The organism is Leisingera sp. ANG-M1 (assembly GCF_000813745.1).
Taxonomy (GTDB): Bacteria; Pseudomonadota; Alphaproteobacteria; order Rhodobacterales; family Rhodobacteraceae; genus Leisingera.
Map to the genome: position 1 here is coordinate 55,076 of NZ_JWLC01000007.1, position 17,338 is coordinate 72,413.

At 63.3% G+C, this 17,338-nt stretch carries 17 protein-coding genes; 8 read left to right on the forward strand and 9 right to left on the reverse strand.

Features of this window, described 5'->3' with window-relative positions:
- Positions 1–16: 16 nt before the first annotated feature.
- Both RA19_RS05725 and RA19_RS05730 read right to left on the reverse strand, forming a co-directional pair.
- Positions 17–1,321, reverse strand: a complete 1,305-nt coding sequence (locus tag RA19_RS05725; RefSeq protein ID WP_039160484.1) for an HlyD family type I secretion periplasmic adaptor subunit — start codon at positions 1,319–1,321, stop codon at positions 17–19.
- On the reverse strand, positions 1,318–3,051 hold the full coding sequence (locus RA19_RS05730) for a type I secretion system permease/ATPase (RefSeq protein WP_039160486.1): 1,734 nt from the start codon (positions 3,049–3,051) through the stop codon (positions 1,318–1,320). The genes RA19_RS05725 and RA19_RS05730 overlap by 4 nt, the downstream gene beginning before the upstream one ends.
- A 163-nt stretch (positions 3,052–3,214) precedes the next feature.
- On the opposite strand from RA19_RS05730, the gene RA19_RS05735 reads away from it, so the two are divergent.
- Positions 3,215–3,976, forward strand: coding sequence for an MlaA family lipoprotein (locus tag RA19_RS05735; RefSeq protein WP_039160488.1), 762 nt, complete (start codon positions 3,215–3,217; stop codon positions 3,974–3,976).
- A 3-nt stretch (positions 3,977–3,979) separates the two neighbouring features.
- Entirely contained in the window at positions 3,980–4,567 is a 588-nt protein-coding gene (locus tag RA19_RS05740) for an MlaC/ttg2D family ABC transporter substrate-binding protein (protein WP_152615689.1), read from the forward strand.
- Positions 4,568–4,827: 260 nt separating this feature from the next.
- Here RA19_RS05740 and RA19_RS05745 read toward each other — a convergent pair whose 3' ends face one another.
- Entirely contained in the window at positions 4,828–7,038 is a 2,211-nt protein-coding gene (locus tag RA19_RS05745) for a transglycosylase domain-containing protein (RefSeq protein ID WP_039160492.1), read from the reverse strand.
- A gap of 269 nt (positions 7,039–7,307) precedes the next feature.
- Here RA19_RS05745 and RA19_RS05750 point away from each other — a divergent pair, with 269 nt between their 5' ends.
- Both RA19_RS05750 and RA19_RS05755 read left to right on the forward strand, forming a co-directional pair.
- Positions 7,308–7,646, forward strand: a complete 339-nt coding sequence (locus tag RA19_RS05750) for a P-II family nitrogen regulator (RefSeq protein ID WP_039129668.1) — start codon at positions 7,308–7,310, stop codon at positions 7,644–7,646.
- A 26-nt stretch (positions 7,647–7,672) separates the two neighbouring features.
- Positions 7,673–9,007: an ammonium transporter gene (locus tag RA19_RS05755; RefSeq protein WP_039160494.1), complete on the forward strand. Its 1,335-nt coding sequence runs from the start codon at positions 7,673–7,675 to the stop codon at positions 9,005–9,007.
- A gap of 148 nt (positions 9,008–9,155) precedes the next feature.
- On the opposite strand, the gene RA19_RS05760 is transcribed toward RA19_RS05755, so the two are convergent.
- From RA19_RS05760 to sseA, 3 genes are all read right to left on the reverse strand, one after another.
- Positions 9,156–9,413, reverse strand: coding sequence for a hypothetical protein (locus RA19_RS05760; RefSeq protein ID WP_039160497.1), 258 nt, complete (start codon positions 9,411–9,413; stop codon positions 9,156–9,158).
- Positions 9,414–9,828: 415 nt separating this feature from the next.
- On the reverse strand, positions 9,829–11,013 hold the full coding sequence (locus RA19_RS05765; RefSeq protein WP_039160499.1) for an amino acid aminotransferase: 1,185 nt from the start codon (positions 11,011–11,013) through the stop codon (positions 9,829–9,831).
- A complete protein-coding gene (gene sseA / locus RA19_RS05770; RefSeq protein WP_039160501.1) occupies positions 11,013–11,867 on the reverse strand; it encodes a 3-mercaptopyruvate sulfurtransferase in 855 nt (284 codons plus the stop codon). The genes RA19_RS05765 and sseA overlap by 1 nt, the downstream gene beginning before the upstream one ends.
- Positions 11,868–12,196: 329 nt before the next feature.
- Here sseA and RA19_RS05775 point away from each other — a divergent pair, with 329 nt between their 5' ends.
- From RA19_RS05775 to RA19_RS05790, 4 genes are all read left to right on the forward strand, one after another.
- Positions 12,197–13,240 carry a leucine-rich repeat domain-containing protein gene (locus RA19_RS05775; RefSeq protein WP_241479029.1) on the forward strand — a complete coding sequence of 348 codons (1,044 nt, stop codon included), beginning with the start codon at positions 12,197–12,199 and terminating at the stop codon, positions 13,238–13,240.
- 138 nt (positions 13,241–13,378) lie between these two features.
- On the forward strand, positions 13,379–13,714 hold the full coding sequence (locus RA19_RS05780; RefSeq protein ID WP_206540260.1) for a hypothetical protein: 336 nt from the start codon (positions 13,379–13,381) through the stop codon (positions 13,712–13,714).
- Between the two features lie 39 nt (positions 13,715–13,753).
- Complete coding sequence (locus RA19_RS05785) at positions 13,754–14,476, forward strand: HupE/UreJ family protein (protein ID WP_039160503.1); 723 nt, start codon at positions 13,754–13,756, stop codon at positions 14,474–14,476.
- 17 nt (positions 14,477–14,493) lie between these two features.
- Positions 14,494–15,099, forward strand: coding sequence for a hypothetical protein (locus tag RA19_RS05790; RefSeq protein WP_039160505.1), 606 nt, complete (start codon positions 14,494–14,496; stop codon positions 15,097–15,099).
- Between the two features lie 50 nt (positions 15,100–15,149).
- Here RA19_RS05790 and RA19_RS05795 read toward each other — a convergent pair whose 3' ends face one another.
- From RA19_RS05795 to RA19_RS05805, 3 genes are all read right to left on the reverse strand, one after another.
- Entirely contained in the window at positions 15,150–15,632 is a 483-nt protein-coding gene (locus RA19_RS05795; RefSeq protein WP_039160507.1) for a hypothetical protein, read from the reverse strand.
- Between the two features lie 244 nt (positions 15,633–15,876).
- Entirely contained in the window at positions 15,877–16,359 is a 483-nt protein-coding gene (gene smpB / locus RA19_RS05800; protein WP_039160509.1) for an SsrA-binding protein SmpB, read from the reverse strand.
- Between the two features lie 44 nt (positions 16,360–16,403).
- On the reverse strand, positions 16,404–17,258 hold the full coding sequence (locus tag RA19_RS05805; protein WP_039160512.1) for a DMT family transporter: 855 nt from the start codon (positions 17,256–17,258) through the stop codon (positions 16,404–16,406).
- Positions 17,259–17,338: the final 80 nt, after the last annotated feature.

The window sequence follows — 17,338 nt, forward strand, 5'->3', positions numbered from 1 at the left end:
CTGCAGGCAATTGGCATCAGCTTTCGCGGAAGGCTTTGACGAAGTAATCCGACAGCGGCTTGACCAGATAGGCCAAAGGCGACCGGTCGGCGGTGCGGATGTAGCTTTCCACCGGCATCCCCGGGATCAATACCGTGCCGGCCGGCAGGCGGCCGCGTTCGCCGGGATTGAGCTCGATCTCGGCCCGGTAATAAGACAGCCCGCTGCCCTGATCCTCAAACGCATCCGCCGAGACCTGGGTGACATGGCCGAACAGCTCCGGTGTTGAGCGCTGGTCCAGCGCCGAGAACCGCAGAGTCACCTCCTGGCCGGTGTAAAGCTGGTCAATATCGGTGGGTGCCACCTGGGCGGCAATCACCAGCGGCCGGTCCTGCGGCACCAGATAGAGCACCGGATCGGCCGGGCGGATCACCGAGCGGGGGGTCTGCACCTGCAGACCGTAGACGACGCCGGAGACCGGCGCGGTGATGTCCAGCCGCGCCAGCCGCCCTTGCAGCGAGCGGCGGGTCTCGGCCAGTTCCAGCTCCTGGTAGCGCAGGTCGCGCAGACGGCTGATCGCCTCCTCGCGCTGACCGGTGCCCAGCTTCAGAATCTCGATATCGATTTCAGTGATGCGGCCCTCGGCCTGGGCCTCGGAAGCCACCAGTTCACCCAGCTGCCCGTCCAGGCTCGCCTGGGTGCGGCGCAGGTTCAGCACCGTTGCCGCCTGGGCCAGGCCCCGGTCCAAAAGCGATTGCTGGTTGCCCAGCTCTTCGCCGATCAGCTCTAGCTGCACGTTCAGCGACTGCTGCTGTGCCTGGATGCCGCGGATCTGCTCTTCGATCTGCACCCGGCGCTTCTCCAGCTGCTCGATCTCCCGCGCAGTGGTGTCCTTGCGGGCCTGGAACAGCCGGTCCTGGCCCTGTACGAGATCCATCACATCCGGCCGTTCTTCGGCAATCTTCAGCAGCTCAGCGTCAAAGATGATATCAGCGGCGGTGTCGCGCTCGGCTTCCAGGCGGCCGCGGCGCGCCATCAGCTCGAACAGCTGGCCTTCAGTGATCAACAGCTGCGAGGTAAGCTCGTTGGCATCAAGCCGCAGCAGCGTTGCACCTTCGGCCACGGTGTCGCCCTCGTCGACCAGAATCTCGGCCACGATGCCGCCGTCAAGATGCTGCACTACTTGACGGTTGCGGTCGACCTCGATCTTGCCCGTTGCAACCACCGCGCCGGAAATCGACGACAGCACCGACCAAGAGCCGAAGCCGCCGACCAGAATTACCATTGCCAAGAGGCCGATGATCAGCGGCCGCCGTGCGGGCCAGTTGCTTTCCACGCTCATCGCACACCTCCTGCGCCAGTGGCCTGGCGGATATTCTGATGGTTGGCGACCATTTCCTGCAGCACTTTGTCCTTGGGGCCAAAGGCCGTCTGGGTGCCTTTGTCGATCACCAGGAGCATATCACATTCCTGGATCGCCGCCGGCCGGTGCGCCATGATCAGCACCGAACGTCCCTCGGCCTTGATCTGCTTGATCGCCTGGTTCAGCGCAATCGAGCCTTCATTGTCGAGGTTGGAGTTCGGCTCATCCAGGATAACGATCACCGGATCAGCATACAGCGCGCGCGCCAGGCCGACCCGTTGCATCTGCCCGCCCGAGAGCCGCCCGCCGCTGGCGTTGACCCGCGTGTCATAGCCTTCGGGCAGCTTCAGGATCATCTCATGCGCGGCAGCCTTGCGGGCAGCTTCCACCACCTTTTCGGCATCAGGCTGCTGGTTCAGGCGGGCGATGTTCTGAGCGATGGTTCCGTCAAACACCTGCACCCGCTGCGGCAAATAGCCGATGTGGCCGCCCAGGACATCCGGCGCGTATTGATCAAGCGCAGCGCCGTCCAGCCGCACCGAACCTGCCGCAGGCCGCCACACCCCGGTCAGTGCCCGCGCCAATGTCGACTTGCCCGAACCGGACGGCCCGATCACCCCGATGGCCTGGCCCGGCTGCACCCGGAAATTCACATTGCGCAGCAGCGGCGTGTTGCTGCCCGGCGGCACGATGGCCAGCCCCTGCACTTCCAAGAGCGCCTTGGGTTTCGGCAGCGCGGTGCGCTCGGCCTCCTCCGGCACCTTATCCAGAAGCTCGGCCAGGCTGTGCCAGCCTTTCATGGCCCGCTGCACCATGGCCCATTGCCCCAGCCCAAGCTCGATCGGCGCCAGTGCCCGGCCCATCAGTATCGAACCTGCAATCATTGCACCCGGCGTCACCTCGTTCTGCAGCACCAGATAGGCGCCCAGCCCCAGCATCGCCGATTGCAGGAACAGGCGCAGGGTCTTGGTCAGCGTGGTGAAGCCGCCACCGGTGTCGTTGGCCGCAACGCTGTCGGTGAGCGCCGCATCACGGGCCTGTTTCCAGCGCTCGAACGAGGCGCCGCGCATGCCCATCGACTGGATCATCTCCGCTTCGTTGCGGATCTCCTCGGACATAAGATTGGCTTTGTGGCCGGTCATATTGGCCTTTTGCATCGGCTGCCGGGTAAAGACCTGGTTGAAGATCGCAATCACCACCAGCACAGCGCCGCCCGCCAGCGCCAGCAAGCCCAGCCAGGGGTGGAACAGGGCGATGCCCGCCAGAAACACCGGCGTCCACGGCAAGTCAAAAGCGGCTGTCAGCACCGGCGAGGAGATCAGCCGCTGCACAGACTCCAGATCGCTGAGACCGGTCTGCGCGGTCTGATCCTGCGCCACTGCCGAGCGGCGGATCATCGCATCAAACACCCGCTTGTCGAGCGCCGCCTGGAACCGCGCGCCCACCCGCGCCATGATCCGGCCGCGGGCATAGTCCAAAAGCCCCATCATGCCGTAGAGGAAGACCACCAGAAGCGACAGCGCCAAAAGCGTCGCCTCTGAGCGGCTGCCAAGCACCCGGTCATAGACCTGCATCATGTACAAGGGCCCGGTCAGCATCAGCAAATTTACAAAGAAACTGAAGATGCCGGTGAACCAGTACAGCCCGCGGCTCTGCTGCCGGACCCGGCGCAGTTCCTCATACCCGTTTTTATAAATGCTTTTATTCATGGTCAGACTGCAATAGTGGTTCCTTGGCTTCAGGTCAGGACTGAATTTGTAACAGTTCTGACACAAGCAGGTAAAAAAATGTAATCGCACTGGAAAAAGGCAGGAGAACCCTTATTTGCGCTCCGATCCGCCGGCCCCAGTATCAATTTGGACACTTACCCGAATGCCCTTCATGTTGCGACCGCTTAAATTTGTATCTGCGCTGATTTTGGCCGCTTTTGCTGCGGGCTGCGCCACACAGGATCCGGTTGCACGGGCCAGCGGCGAAGTCTTCGACCCGTATGAGCGGACCAACCGCACCGTCCACGCGTTCAACCGTGGCGTCGACCGGCTCGCCTTCCGCCCGGCCTCCAAAGGCTATGTGGCGATTGTGCCTGAGCCGATGGTTACCAGTTTTTCGCATTTTGCCGAAAACCTGTCGATGCCGGGGCAGATGGTCAACGCCCTTCTGCAAGGCGATCTGAAACTGGCCGGCAATGCGCTGTCGCGCTTCCTGATCAATTCGACTGTGGGGTTTGCCGGGCTGGCGGACCCGGCCAGTGAATTCAACGTGCCCGAAGTCGACACCGATTTCGGCGAGACTTTGCACACCTGGGGCGTCGGCGAAGGTGCTTATGTGGAACTGCCGTTTTTCGGCCCCTCCACCGCCCGGGACGCAGTTGGCATCGGTGTTGATTTCTTTACCAACCCGCTGGGCTACGCCGAGCAGAATACTGCCGACAACATCACGATCTACGCCGAGATCGTGCGCCGCATGGGTGATCGTGGCAACTATTCCGACACGATCGATTCGATTCTCTACGAGAGCGCCGACAGCTATGCGCAATCGCGCCTGATCTATCTGCAGAACCGCCGGTTCCAGCTCGGCGATGGCGAAGAGATCCAGGAAGTCGACCCGTTCGACCTGAACACTGAAGGATTTTGAATGATGCAACGCCGCAATTTCCTGATTGGCCTGGGCACTGCGCTGGCCGCAGCACCGCAAGCGCTTTGGGCGCTGACCGAGAACGGCGCCAGCCGGCTGATCAATGCCCTGGTCGCAGACATCAATGCCGTGATCGCGTCCGGCAAGGGCGAAACCGCAATGTTCCGCGAGTTTGAGCGGATCTTCCAGCGCTATGGCGACACCTCGGCGATCGCCGCCTATGCACTGGGTGTGGACGGGCGGCGGGCAACCACGGCGCAGAAAAAAGCCTTCTCCAAGGCCTTCCAGGGCTACATCTCGCGCAAATACGGCAAGCGCTTCCGCGAATTCATCGGCGGCAAGCTGGAAGTGACCGGCGTGCGCAAGGTGAAGAAATGGTACGAGGTGAGCACCATTGCCCACCTCAAGGGCCAATCGCCGTTTGAGGTGACCTTCCTGGTATCGGACCGCTCCGGCAAGGACCTGTTCTTCAATATGTTCATCGAGGGCGTGAATCTGCTGCTGACCGAGCGCACCGAGATCGGGGCGATCCTGGACAGCAAAAAGGGCGACATCGACGCGCTGATTGCCGAGCTAAAGCGGCTCAGCTGAAGGGCATACTGCCTCATGTCTGCAAACAAGGGCTCCCTGCGGGGAGCCTTTTTCTTTGTCTTCCGCCGGATCGCAAACATCCGCTCCGGGAGCCTCCCGCCCGTCGCTGCAGCATCAAAGATGCCGCGCTCCCGTTGGGCCTGGCGCCCTGCCCGCCCGGCAGGGCGCGCGCCGCACCGCAGGTGCGGCGCCGGACCCAACTGGCTCAGGTCTCCGCAAGGAGGCCTGAGCCGGGCGGGAGCTCCCCCTTTGCCTGCCTGTCAATTGCCGAGGATGTCGCGCAGGATGTTGTCCACAGCACGGCCCAGTTCCTGGCCAAGCTTAGGGCCCTGGCGGCGGCGCTCGCGGCGGGTTGGCTGCGGCGACGGCGCGATCGGGGCGGGCTCCAGCATCGGCAGCGGCTTCGGCGCCAGCCCGTCATGCACACGCACCATGGTCTCGCGCCAGATCTCTGCCGGCAGGCCGCCGCCGGTCACGCCGGACAGGGGCGTGTTGTCGTCATACCCCATCCAGACGCCCGCCACATAATCCGCGGTAAAGCCGATGAACCAGGCGTCCTTGGCCGCCGAGGTGGTCCCCGACTTGCCCGCCGCCTGCCAGCCCGGGATCTGCGCCCGCTGACCGGTGCCGCCAGCAATCACCTTCTCCATCATCCAAACCAGCTGCTGTGCCGCCTCGGTGCGGATCACCCGCTCGCCGATGCCGCCGCTGGCGCCCATCAGCGCATCGCTGTCCTCGACCAGTTTCAGCTCGGTCACCCCGTAAGGCGTCACCGAAGAGCCGCCGTTCAGGATCCCCGCATAGGCGCCGGTCATCTCCAAAAGGGTGCTTTCCGAAGCGCCCAGCGCCATTGCCGGCCCGTCTGCCAATCCGCTGTCGATGCCGAAATCCTTGGCCACGATCCCTACCTTGTCGCGGCCGACAGCTTCGGCCACCTTCACCGCCGGCACGTTCAGCGAATCCCGCAGCGCCCGCGCCAGCGTCACTTCGCCGTAGAACTTGTTGGTATAGTTCTTGGGGCACCATTGGCCGGAGCCGGGAATGTTCAGGCAGTATTTGGCATCAAGCACCCGGTCCAGCGGCGAATAGCCCAGTTCCAGCGCTGTGGCATAGACAAAGGGCTTAAAGGCCGAGCCGGTTTGCCGTTTGGCCTGGGTCGCGCGGTTGAACACACCGGAGACCCGCGTCTTGCGGCCGCCCACCATCGCGCGCACGGCGCCGTCTGCGCTCATCACCACAATAGCGGCCTGCGCCTTGGATCCCTTACGGACCTTATTTTCGAAAACATACTTGAGCGCTTCTTCGGCAGCGCTCTGCAGGCGCTGATCGAGGGTAGAGCGGATCACCACGTCCTCGGTGGTTTGATCGCCCAGAAAATCCGGGATCGTGTCCATCACCCAGTCCGCAAAATACCCCCCTGCCCGCGCCGCCGCGGCTTCACTGAGCACCGCAGGGCTGTCCTGATTGCGCTGCATCTCGGCGGTGGTGAGATACCCCTGCTCCTGCATCAGCCGCAGCACTGTAGCAGCGCGGTCCTGCGAGCGCTGCAGGTTGTTGGTCGGCGCCAGTTTGGTCGGCGCGGTCAGCAGCCCCGCCAGCATCGCGCCTTCGGCCGCTGAGAGCTGATTGGCGGACTTGCCGAAATAGCGCTGCGCTGCGGCCTCGGCACCATAGGCGCCGCCGCCCATATAGGCGCGGTTCATGTAGATCGAGAGAATCTCGTCCTTGCGGTATTTCGCTTCCATCGCCAGGGCAAAGATCGCCTCGGTGCCCTTGCGCCACAGCGACCCCTTGCGGCAGTCGGCCTCATAAGCGCTTTCGCTTTTCCATTCAGACGGATCATAGACGCGCCCCAGGCACAGCAGTTTTGCCGTTTGCTGGGTGATTGTGGAGCCGCCATGGCCCGACAGCGGCCCGCGCCCTTCGCGCAGGTTGATGCGCACGGCGCTGGCGATGCCGCGCGGCGACAGGCCGAAGTGGCGGTAGAAGCGTTTGTCCTCGGTCGCCACGATGGCGTTCTTCAGATGCGGCGAAACCGTCTCCGCTGTCACCACTCCGCCGAATTGGTCGCCGCGCCAGGCAAAGACCTCTCCATTGCGGTCGAGCAATGTCACAGAGCCGCGGGCGCGGCCGTCAAGGTAGGCCGATACATCAGGCAGCTTGGAATATTGGAAAGCCACAGCAAGGCCAACCAGCAGACAGACCACCATGCCGACGCGCCAGGCAAACCCCCAGACCAGCCGGAAGGCAAAGGTGAACGGCGCCAGCAAGAGACCAATCAGCCCGCGTTTCTTTTTCACGGGCTTTGCGCGCACCTTCTTGCGTGCGAACAGGCCGAACAAGCCCGGTTTCTTGGGTTTGCGCACAGGCTTCTTGCGTGCAGGTTTCTTGGCAGCGGGAGCCTTGCCCTTGCCGCCTGCGGAATAGCGTTTTTCTGCCACCAGAGGCTTGCGCCCGGATCCTTGTGCCATCGTCTGTTCCTGCCCGGTTTGCCCGTTTACCGCGACAATACTCTGACTGCCGCGGTTTGTAGAGGGGGCAGAATCCGGACCTTTCCCCTTTGCCAGCTGGCCGGTTTTTAAGCGAACCCGCCCAAAGGCGCAAAATTATTGTGCGCGCGCAGAAAGACGCGCGGATTCCTGCTGCCCTGCCATTTGCACGACTCAGGACAGGAGTTTTGCTGCAGGTGCACAATGCGTCGGCACGGGGCCGGGGCAGCGCGAAACCGGAAGGTGCACATATGAAAATGATCATAGCTGCCATCAAACCCTTCAAGCTGGACGAGGTCCGCCAGGCGCTGACCTCTCTGGGCGTGAGCGGGCTGATGGTCACCGAAATAAAGGGCTTTGGCGCCCAGGCAGGCCACACGGAGATCTACCGCGGTGCTGAATACGAAGTGAATTTCGTCCCCAAGCTGAAGCTGGAGCTGGTGGTGCCTGCGGACCTCGCCGAACAGGCCGTCAGCGTCATCTCTGAAACCGCCCGCACCGGCAAGATCGGCGACGGCAAGATTTTTGTTCTGGATGTGGAACAGGCCGTGCGGGTGCGCACCGGCGAAACCAATCTCGAGGCGCTGTGACGGCGCCCGGCATGGAGGAAAGACCTATGAAGACCCTGAAACTCCCCCTCATTGCGCTGGCCCTGGCCGCGCTGCCGGGCCTGGCGCTGGCCCAGGACGGCCCTGCCCCGGGCGTGAACCCATCCACTGACACTGTGTTCATCCTGAACTCGCTCCTGTTCCTGGTCGGCGGCTTCCTGGTGTTCTGGATGGCGGCCGGATTCGCCATGCTGGAGGCGGGCCTGGTGCGCTCCAAGAACGTCACCATGCAGCTAACCAAGAACATGGCGCTGTTCTCTCTGGCCGCCGTGTTCTACTGGCTGATCGGCTATAACCTGATGTATCCGCTGGGCAATTGGTCGATGGACGGCATCCTTTCCGGCGTCTTTGGCCCCGGCGTGCTGGAGGCTGTCGGGATCAGTGCCGAGGGTGCGGATGATTATTCCTACGCCTCCACCGGCTCGGATTTCTTCTTTCAGCTGATGTTCTGCGCTGCCACCGCCTCAATCGTGTCGGGCACCTTGGCCGAACGCATCAAGCTGTGGCCCTTCCTGATCTTTACCATCGTGCTGACATCGGTGATCTACCCGATCCAGGCCAGCTGGAAATGGGGTGGCGGCTTCCTGGAGGAGATGGGTTTCCTGGATTTCGCAGGCTCCACCGTGGTGCATTCCGTGGGCGGCTGGGCCGCATTGACCGGCGCGCTGATCCTGGGCCCGCGCATCGGCAAGTACAAGGACGGCAAGACCATTCCGATGCCCGGCTCCAACCTGGCACTGGCCACCCTTGGCACCTTCATCCTGTGGATGGGCTGGTTCGGCTTCAACGGCGGTTCGCAGCTGGCGATGGGCTCGGTGGGTGATGTGGCCGATATCTCGCGCATCTTTGCCAATACCAATGCAGCCGCGGCCGGCGGCGCGGTCGCGGCTCTGATCCTGACCCAGCTTCTGTTCAAAAAACCGGACCTCACCATGATCCTGAACGGTGCGCTGGCCGGCCTGGTCGCGATCACTGCCGAACCGCTAACCCCGGGCCTGGGCCTGGCCACACTGATCGGTGCCATCGGCGGCGTGATCGTGGTCTTTGCGGTGCCGTTCCTCGACAAACTGCAGATCGACGACGTGGTCGGCGCCATCCCGGTGCACCTCTTCTGCGGCATCTGGGGCACTGTTGCCGTGGTGCTGTCCAACCCGGACGCGACCTTGCTGAAGCAGCTGACCGGCATCGCCGTGGTGGGTGTCTTCACTGTCGCCGCCTCTGCCGTGGTCTGGATCGCCCTGCGCGCCACCACCGGTATCCGGGTGGAGGAAGAGGACGAGGTCAACGGACTCGACATGGCAGAACTGGGCATGGAGGCCTATCCGGAGTTCTCGCCCAGCTGAGGCCGGTTCCGGCCAACAAAAAGCGCGGCGCCTATTCCGGGCGCCGCGTTTCTGTTTGGGCGGGGAGGCTCCCGCCAGTTGATCGATCATCAAGAGATGATCTCCGCCTGTTGGGCCAAGCGCCGCTGGCGCGGCGCGGGCGGGCGGCTCAGCCTTTGGGGACAACAATAACCCTGGGCGCTTTCTGGTCGCGGTAGTCGCGGCGGTCCTCGGCACGGTCCAGATGGTCCTCCACCACATCCCAGACGCCGGTGTCCACGGCCTCGTCACGACGGTTTTCGCGGCGGTCGGCGCGGTTTTCCACCCTGTCAATGACCTCTCCATTGGCGGCAAAGGCGGGGGCCGCCAGCGGCAGGGCAACGGCGGCAGACAGGATCAGGGCAAGCGCGGATTTTGCGAGGGTCATTTCAGGTCTCCTAGGCTGTGTTACTCGTGACTTCCGCAAGCACAAACGCAGGCTTCTGGCGCTTCCGTCGCCACCTTCAGGTTAACCTTGCGTCAAGCGCCAATCTTGCGCTTTGCCGGGTCAAGGGCCGCCACCCAGGCGGCCGCGCTGGCAAGCGCGGCTTGCCCTTGACGCGGCAAGGCGCCGGCATAATTGGCACGGCCCTTGAGGGCAGGATCTGCCCTCAAGGGCTTCTCAGCAGCCTTCCGCACCGCGGCAGCGGTGCCACGCCCAAGCCTGCAAGGGTCTTGGCGCAGCCAAGGCACGCAGCCAGGCGCGGGAGTGCCTCTTTCCACCCGATCCGCCCCCCGGCTCCGGCCGCAACGAAAAACGCGCCCCAAAGGAGCGCGTTTCCAATCTTCATAACCGATAGCCTTCAGACGCCGGCGTCGACAATCGCCTTGGCGAGGACCGGCACGGTCTGTGCATTCAGGCCCGCAATATTCAGGCGGCTGTCGCCGACCATATAGATGCCGTTGTTCACACGCATCTTCTCGACCAGCTCCGGCGTGGTACCCAAGAGCGAGAACATGCCGCGGTGCTGGGCGATGAAACCGAAGCGGTCAGAGCCGGTCAGCCGCTGCAGCTCATCCGCCAGTTGCTGGCGCAGGCCCAGCATGCCCAGGCGGGTTTCCTCCAGTTCCGCTGCCCAATCGGCGCGCAGGGCCTCGTCGTTCAGGATCATGGTCACCAGACGCGCGCCGTGATCCGGCGGGAAGGAGTAGTTCTGGCGGTTCAGGAATGCCAGGGTGCCCTGGTTCAGCGCTTGCGCACCGGCATCGTTGGAGACCGCCATCAGCAGGCCGGTGCGCTCGCGGTAGATGCCGAAGTTCTTGGAGCAGCTCGCCGCGATCAGCGTCTCGGGGCAGCCGGAGGCCACCAGGCGCACGCCCAGCGCATCCTCTTCCAGACCGTCGCCAAAGCCCTGATAGGCGATGTCGATCATCGGGATCAGGCCGCGCGCGTTCAAGAGCGCGATGACTTCTTTCCACTGCACCTCGTTCAGGTTGGCACCGGTCGGGTTGTGGCAGCAGCCGTGCAGCAGCACCACGTCGCCTTTGTTCGCGCCCTTCAGGTCTTCCATCATGGCGTCGAAGTTCACACCGCGGGTCTCGCGGTCGAAGTAGCGGTAGACCACGGTTTCAATGCCGACGTATTTCAGAATCGACACGTGGTTCGGCCAGGTCGGGTCCGACACGAACACCCGCGCCGAAGGATTGGCCATTTTGATCAGCTCAAACGCCTGACGCACGGCGCCAGTTCCGCCGGGAGTAGCCGCAGCGGCGATATTGCCGCGTGCAACCGCATCGCCCAGGATCAGCTTGATCATCGCCTCACCATAAGCCGGATCACCGGCCAGGCCGACATAGGCCTTGCTGGTCTGCTCTTCCCACAGCTTGTGCTCGGCCGCCTTGATGGCGCGCATCACCGGGGTGACGCCCTCGGCGTTCTTGTAGACGCCGACGCCAAGGTCGATCTTGTCCGCGCGCGGATCGTCGCGGTACATCTGCATCAGCGCCAGGATCTTGTCGGCGGGCTGGGGTTTCAGGGTCTCGAACATCAGTTCTCTCCGGTAGCAACGGGAAGGGTCGGGAAAGCACCCCATTCCACCCAGGACCCGTCATAAAGCGCATGGTCGGTCTTGCCGGCCCGCTCCATGGCGAGGCTGAGGATGGCGGCGGTGACACCCGAGCCGCAGGAAGTAATCGCAGGTTTGTTCAGGTCGACCCCGGCCGCCTCAAAGGCAGCGCGGATGCCTGCGGCATCCTTCATGGTGCCGTCGGCATTCAGCACCTGGCCAAAGGGCACGTTTTTTGAACCGGGAATATGGCCGGCGCGAAGGCCCTCTCGCGGCTCCGGCGCGTCGCCGCGGTAGCGTTCGGCAGAACGCGCATCGATAATCTCGTGGTCGCCCAGTTTGGCCGCGGAAGACACTTGCGTCACGTCGCGCACCATGTGGTTCTGCACCCGCACCGTCATATGGCGGTCGCGGATCACCGGCGGCAGATCCTCGACCGGGTGGCCCTCGGCCTGCCATTTCGGCAGGCCGCCATCCAGGACCGCAATGTTGTTCTGCCCCATCAGCCGGAACAGCCACCAGACACGGGCGGCCGAGAACAGACCTGCGCCATCATAGACCACCACCTGATGGCCGTCGCCCACGCCCATCGCCCGCAGGCGGGACATGAATTTCTCAACTGGCGGCACCATATGCGGCAGGTCCGAGCGGTTGTCGGAAATATCGTCAATGTCAAAGAAGCGCGCGCCGGGGATATGGGCAGCCTCGTATTCCGCCTTGGCGTCCCGGCCTTGCTGCGGCAGATACCATGACGCATCCAGCACCCGAAGATCCGGGTCCTTCAGATGGGCGGCCAGCCAGTCTGTGGAAACGAGTGTCTTCGGATCGTCCTGCATCAAAGCTTCTCCCTCTCTGTGCATGCGCCATGGGTACATCCGGCAGCACAGCGGTGCAAGACATCGCGGCCCTCTACCTGCGGTTACAAAAATCTTGCGGGCCTTTTGCGGAGCGGTAATAACAAGGGTCACCATTTCAGCGCGTTCCCGCAAAGGTTTATTGCATGCCCGGTCTCCGTCATTTCCTTGCAGCCCTCTTGACCGCCGCCGGCATGATGACGCCGCAAGCGGTCCGGGCAGACTGCGTGGAGATAGGTGAAACATGCATCAAAAACAGCGACTTAAAAGCGCAGATCCGGATTGGAGAGCACACCCCTGACTTGCAGGCGGTGACCCGGTTTACGCGGCTCACCGACCTCACGCTGCTGGCCGATTTGCGCTACGCGGAACCGCTGGACCTGACCCCGCTTGCCGCCCTGCCCAACCTGGAAAAGCTGGCGCTGGTCAGCATTACCGCCCCTGATCTGACGCCGCTTACCCGGCTGCCGGAACTGAAGCGGCTGAGCCTTGATTCTGTCAGCGCCCCGGATTTCTCGCCTTTGACAAGCCTGACCAGGCTGGAGCATCTGTCGGTCTGGGGCATCGAAGCGGTCACCGACCTCGGCTTTCTGCGCGGCTTCACCCGGCTGCAAAGCCTCAATATCGCCGACTCCGGGGTCACCGACCTCAGCCCCCTGGACGGTCTGGAAAACCTGGAAATCTTCCTGGCCTTCAACACCCAGGTCTCGGACCTGAGCCCGCTGGCAGCAGCCAATCTGCGGGTTGCCTGGATCTCCAACTGCCCGGTCGAAAGCGTCGCCGCATTGGCAGCCTCGGACCGGCTGGAGATGCTGCGCGCCGACGGCACCCGGCTGCAAAGCCTGGAAGGGCTGCAAAACAAACCCGCGCTGCAAACACTGATTCTCTCGGATACCGAAGTCGCAGATCTCGGCCCGCTCGCCGGCGCAATCAGCCTGACGGAACTGGAACTGGACGGCACCAACGTCAGCGACATCACACCGCTGTCCGGCCTCGGGGCGCTGCGCAAACTGACCTTGAAGGGCACCGCCATCACCAGCCTTTCGCCGCTGGCGGGCAATAACCTGCGCGAGCTGTCGGTCACCGATACCGCGGTGTCCAGCCTGGCTGCGGTAAAAGACATGCAGGAACTGTGGGATTTCAGCATTTCAGGTACGGCTGTCACTGATCTGTCCCCGCTCAAGGACCTGCAGAAGCTCTCCATTCTGCGGGTGATCGGCCTGCCGGCTGAAACGCTCCGCCCCCTGCTGGATGTTAAAAATCTGCGGATTGTCTTTGCCGGGCCGGATCCGGACAACCAAAAACGCCTTCTCGGCAAAGAGAAAATCGCCGCCTACATCGCCGCAACCCGGTAGTGCGCCGGCAGGAAACAGCCGCCGGCGCCGGCTGCATACAGCTATTACGGTTGACCAAATCCTCCCCCCGGGGATATTCCGCGATGAGAGCAACCGAACCGGGCAGGGAAAATGCGGGCAGGCATAAGCAAATGGCTGATGGCGCTGAACATCGCGCTGTGCCTTGCCGTGGCCGCCTGGAGCCTGAAAGCGCCGCTGCGCCATGACCCGGGCCAGCTTCTGATCCAGCAAAGCATCGCCGAACAGGCTGCCGCGCACGGCCACGCCCATGGCGAAGCAGCGGATCTGATGTGGAACCAGCACGGCCACAGCCATGACGCCGCCGACCATGATCACAACACAGCCCTGACACCCGCCCCCGGCGGCCTTGCCCTGCAAATTCCTGCAGCAGACCGGCATCAGGCGGCAGGTCCGGGGTTCGCCCCTCCCCCCATCTTCGCAATCGAACACCCTCCGCGCGTCTGGATGTCCTGACCAAACCTCAGAACATATCCAAACCAACGGAGCATTTTGATGAACTCTGCCCCTTTCGGCAGGCCCAAACGGCGCGCGCGCCGGGGCCCTGTCCTGCTGGCGGCCCTGGCGCTGATCTTCAGCGCCACGATGGCGGCTGCCCACAACGTCACCCCCGGCGATGCCGGCTACATCCAGGAGATCTGGGGGGTGAAGCTGATCCCCTTCATGTATCTCGGCGCCAAGCATATGGTCACCGGCTACGACCATATCCTGTTCCTCTTCGGCGTGGTCTTCTTCCTCTACAAGATGAACCACGTGGCGATCTATGTGAGCCTGTTTGCCCTTGGCCACTCCACCACGATGCTGCTGGGTGTCTGGTTCGGCTGGAACGTCAACGCCTACCTGATCGACGCCATCATCGGCCTGTCGGTGGTCTACAAGGCACTCGACAACCTCGGCGCCTTCCAGCGCTGGTTCGGCGTGCAGCCCAATACCAAGGCCGCAACGCTGATCTTCGGCTTCTTCCACGGGCTCGGGCTGGCCACCAAGATCCTCGACTACGAGATCGCCCCCGACGGGCTCTTGGTCAACCTCCTGGCCTTCAACGTCGGTGTCGAGATCGGACAGGTGCTGGCGCTCTCGGCCATCCTGATCGGGATGAGCTGGTGGCGCCGCTCGGACAGCTTCTGGCGCCACGCCTACACCGCAAACGTTGTGATGATGACGGCCGGCTTTGTGCTGATGGGATATCAGCTGACCGGTCTCGCCCTCTCTCTCTGATCACAGGAATTTCAAACATGTACAACGCAGACAAACCCAAGCCCGAAGACCTCCCCACTCCGCAGAAACTGGTGAAATCCACCGTGATCGCTGCAATCTCCGCTGCTGCGATCCTGGTCACCGTGGTGCTGCCCTCGGAATACGCCATCGACCCCACCGGCATCGGCCGCCTGCTGGGCCTCACTGAGATGGGCGAGATCAAGAACCAGCTTGCCGAGGAAGCCAAAGCCGACCAGCAGGCCGCCATGTCCCCCTCCGGCGGCTTCCTGAGCCTTTTCGTCTCCGGCGCCCAGGCGCAGGAGGCCCCGGCCTGGCAGAATGAGTTCTCCTTCACCCTCACCCCCGGCCAGGGCGTTGAGTGGAAGCTGGCTATGGACAAGGACGCGGAAGCGGTCTTTGACTGGTCGGTCTCCGAAGGCGTGGTGAACTACGACCTGCACGGCGACGGCGGTGGCAATTCGATCTCTTATGAGAAAGGCCGCGGCGTGCCGGGGGCAACCGGCGTGCTGAAGGCGGAGTTCACCGGCAACCACGGCTGGTTCTGGCGCAACCGCACCAGCAATGACGTGACCGTCACCGTCCGCCTGCGCGGTGCCTACAGCAGCATCAAGCAGACCTACTGACTCTGGAAACACCATGCCCGCGGCCAAATCCGCGGGCATACCCTCTGGCACTACGCCACCACCCGCAGCCGCGGTGCTTCACCCCGTCCCGCCGCCTGCCCGGCAGAAAACCGGCTGGCGAAGGCAAGCCCGGCCCGGATCACATGCGGCTCCATCAGCCCGCAAGTCACATCCGCAACCGCCTCGCGCGCCTGCGCTGTCTGATCCCGCCGCATATGATGCAGCATACGCAGCAGCGCGGCCTCATCCCCGGTCACCATCCCGCGCTGCTCCATATCCAGGGAATCGATGAACCGGAACTTGTCCTCCCGGCGTTCCAGCACCGCCCGGACCAGCTTCATCAGCGACTGTGCCACAGGCAGGCCCACCGCCTCGCCCCAGCGCTCCGCGGCCACCGCATAGGCGTGCTGCCAGGCCCGGCTGTCCGGCTGCTCATAACTCAGAAGAAACTGCCGCAGCACCGGCAGCAGACCCTCTTCAAAACCATCAAACCCATGCGCTGCCAGCGCGGCCTCAGACAATCGGGCACTCATCCGCTTCTCCCATACCGAATTCCGGACAGCAGGCGGGCTGTCCTCTCCGACCGGGCTTGATTCAAAGGCAAATCTGCTGGGCAACGAGCGTCTGACCTATTTAGTCAGGTAGTGCAACAAGCCATTTCGAAACCATGGACGCCACGGCAAGACCCTGCGGCAAGCGCAGCCCCCCTGCTTCTTTCTGGTCTCAAATACCCCGGGTGAATTGGCCGCAGGCCAAGAGGGCAGCGCCCTCTTCCCCCTACCGTGCGTCCTTCAGCAGCCGCTGCTTCTGACGCCCCCAGTCGCGCTTGGCCTGGGTTTCGCGCTTGTCGTGCAGCTTCTTGCCCTTGGCGATGCCCAGCTTGATCTTGGCGCGGCCGCGGTGGTTGAAGTAGATCACCAGCGGCACCAGGGTCATCCCCTTGCGCTGCGTCAGATTCCACAGATCCGCCAATTCCTTCTTGGACACCAAGAGCTTGCGGCGGCGGCGCTCCTCATGCTTGAAGACTTTGGCCTGCTCGTACGGCGGAATATAGGAGTTCACCAGCCACAGCTCGCCCTCCTCCACCGCAGCGTAAGAATCGGCGATATTGGTGCCGTTGCCGCGCAGCGCTTTGACCTCGGACCCCTCGAGCGCAAGACCGCATTCGATATCGTCCTCGATCGCGTAATCGAAGCGCGCCCGCCGGTTCTCGGCGATCACCTTGTAGTTGGGGTCTGATGTCTGCTTCTTCTTGGCCATGGGCGGCAGATGTAAGGCGGCGCGGCGGCGGGCGCAAGACAGGGTTACGCTTTACGGCTGCGCAGCAGTGTAAAGACGCCACTGCCAACGATGACCGCGCTGCCGATCAGGGTCAGAGCATCGGGACGCTCGCCGAACACCAGCACCCCCAGCACCATTGCAAAGACCAGCCGCGTGTAGCGGAACGGCGCAATCACCGAGATCTCCCCTGCCCGCATCGCACCCGACAGCGCATTGTAAGCAATCACCCCAATCACCGTGGCGGCAGCAATGTCCAGCCAATTGCGCGGCGCGGGCCAAACCGCCCCGCCTGTCCAGCCCAGCGCAATAACCCCTGCTACCACCAGCATAGCAAAGCCCAGGAACCCCAGCTGGTTGTTGCTCATGTCCTTGGGTGCGGCCCGGGTCGCCAGATCACGCCCCGCAAACCCCAGCGTGCCCGCAACCGCAAACAGTGAAGCGGGTTCAAACCCGCTCACCCCCGGCCGCAGGATCAGCAGCACCCCGGCGAAGCCCAAGCCGATTGCCAGCCAGCGCCGCCAGCCCACGGTCTCGCCAAAGAACACCACCGCGCCAGCCGCCACCACCAGCGGCGTTGCCTGCAGAATGGCCGAAGCCGAGGACAAAGGCGTCAGCGCAATCGCCAGGGTGAAACACAGACGCCCGACCACCTCTGCCAAGGAACGCCATAGCATCGGGCGCGTGCCAAAGCCCGGGTGCCAGGGAGCATGCCCTTGCGCACGCGCCAGGCTCGCAAAAATGACCATACCACCGAGGCCAAAGAGGATCAGGATCTGCCCCACCGGCAAGCTGGCGGCAGCGGATTTGATGAACATATCTTCCAGCGCAAAAGCGGCCATGGCCAGCACCATCAGAAGGCTTCCGCGCAGCGTGTCCATTCCCGTGCCCCTCAAATCCCGTGATCTCAATGACTTGAGCAAGTGGTAGGCAGCCTGTTGGGGAGACACAAGTGCCAGCT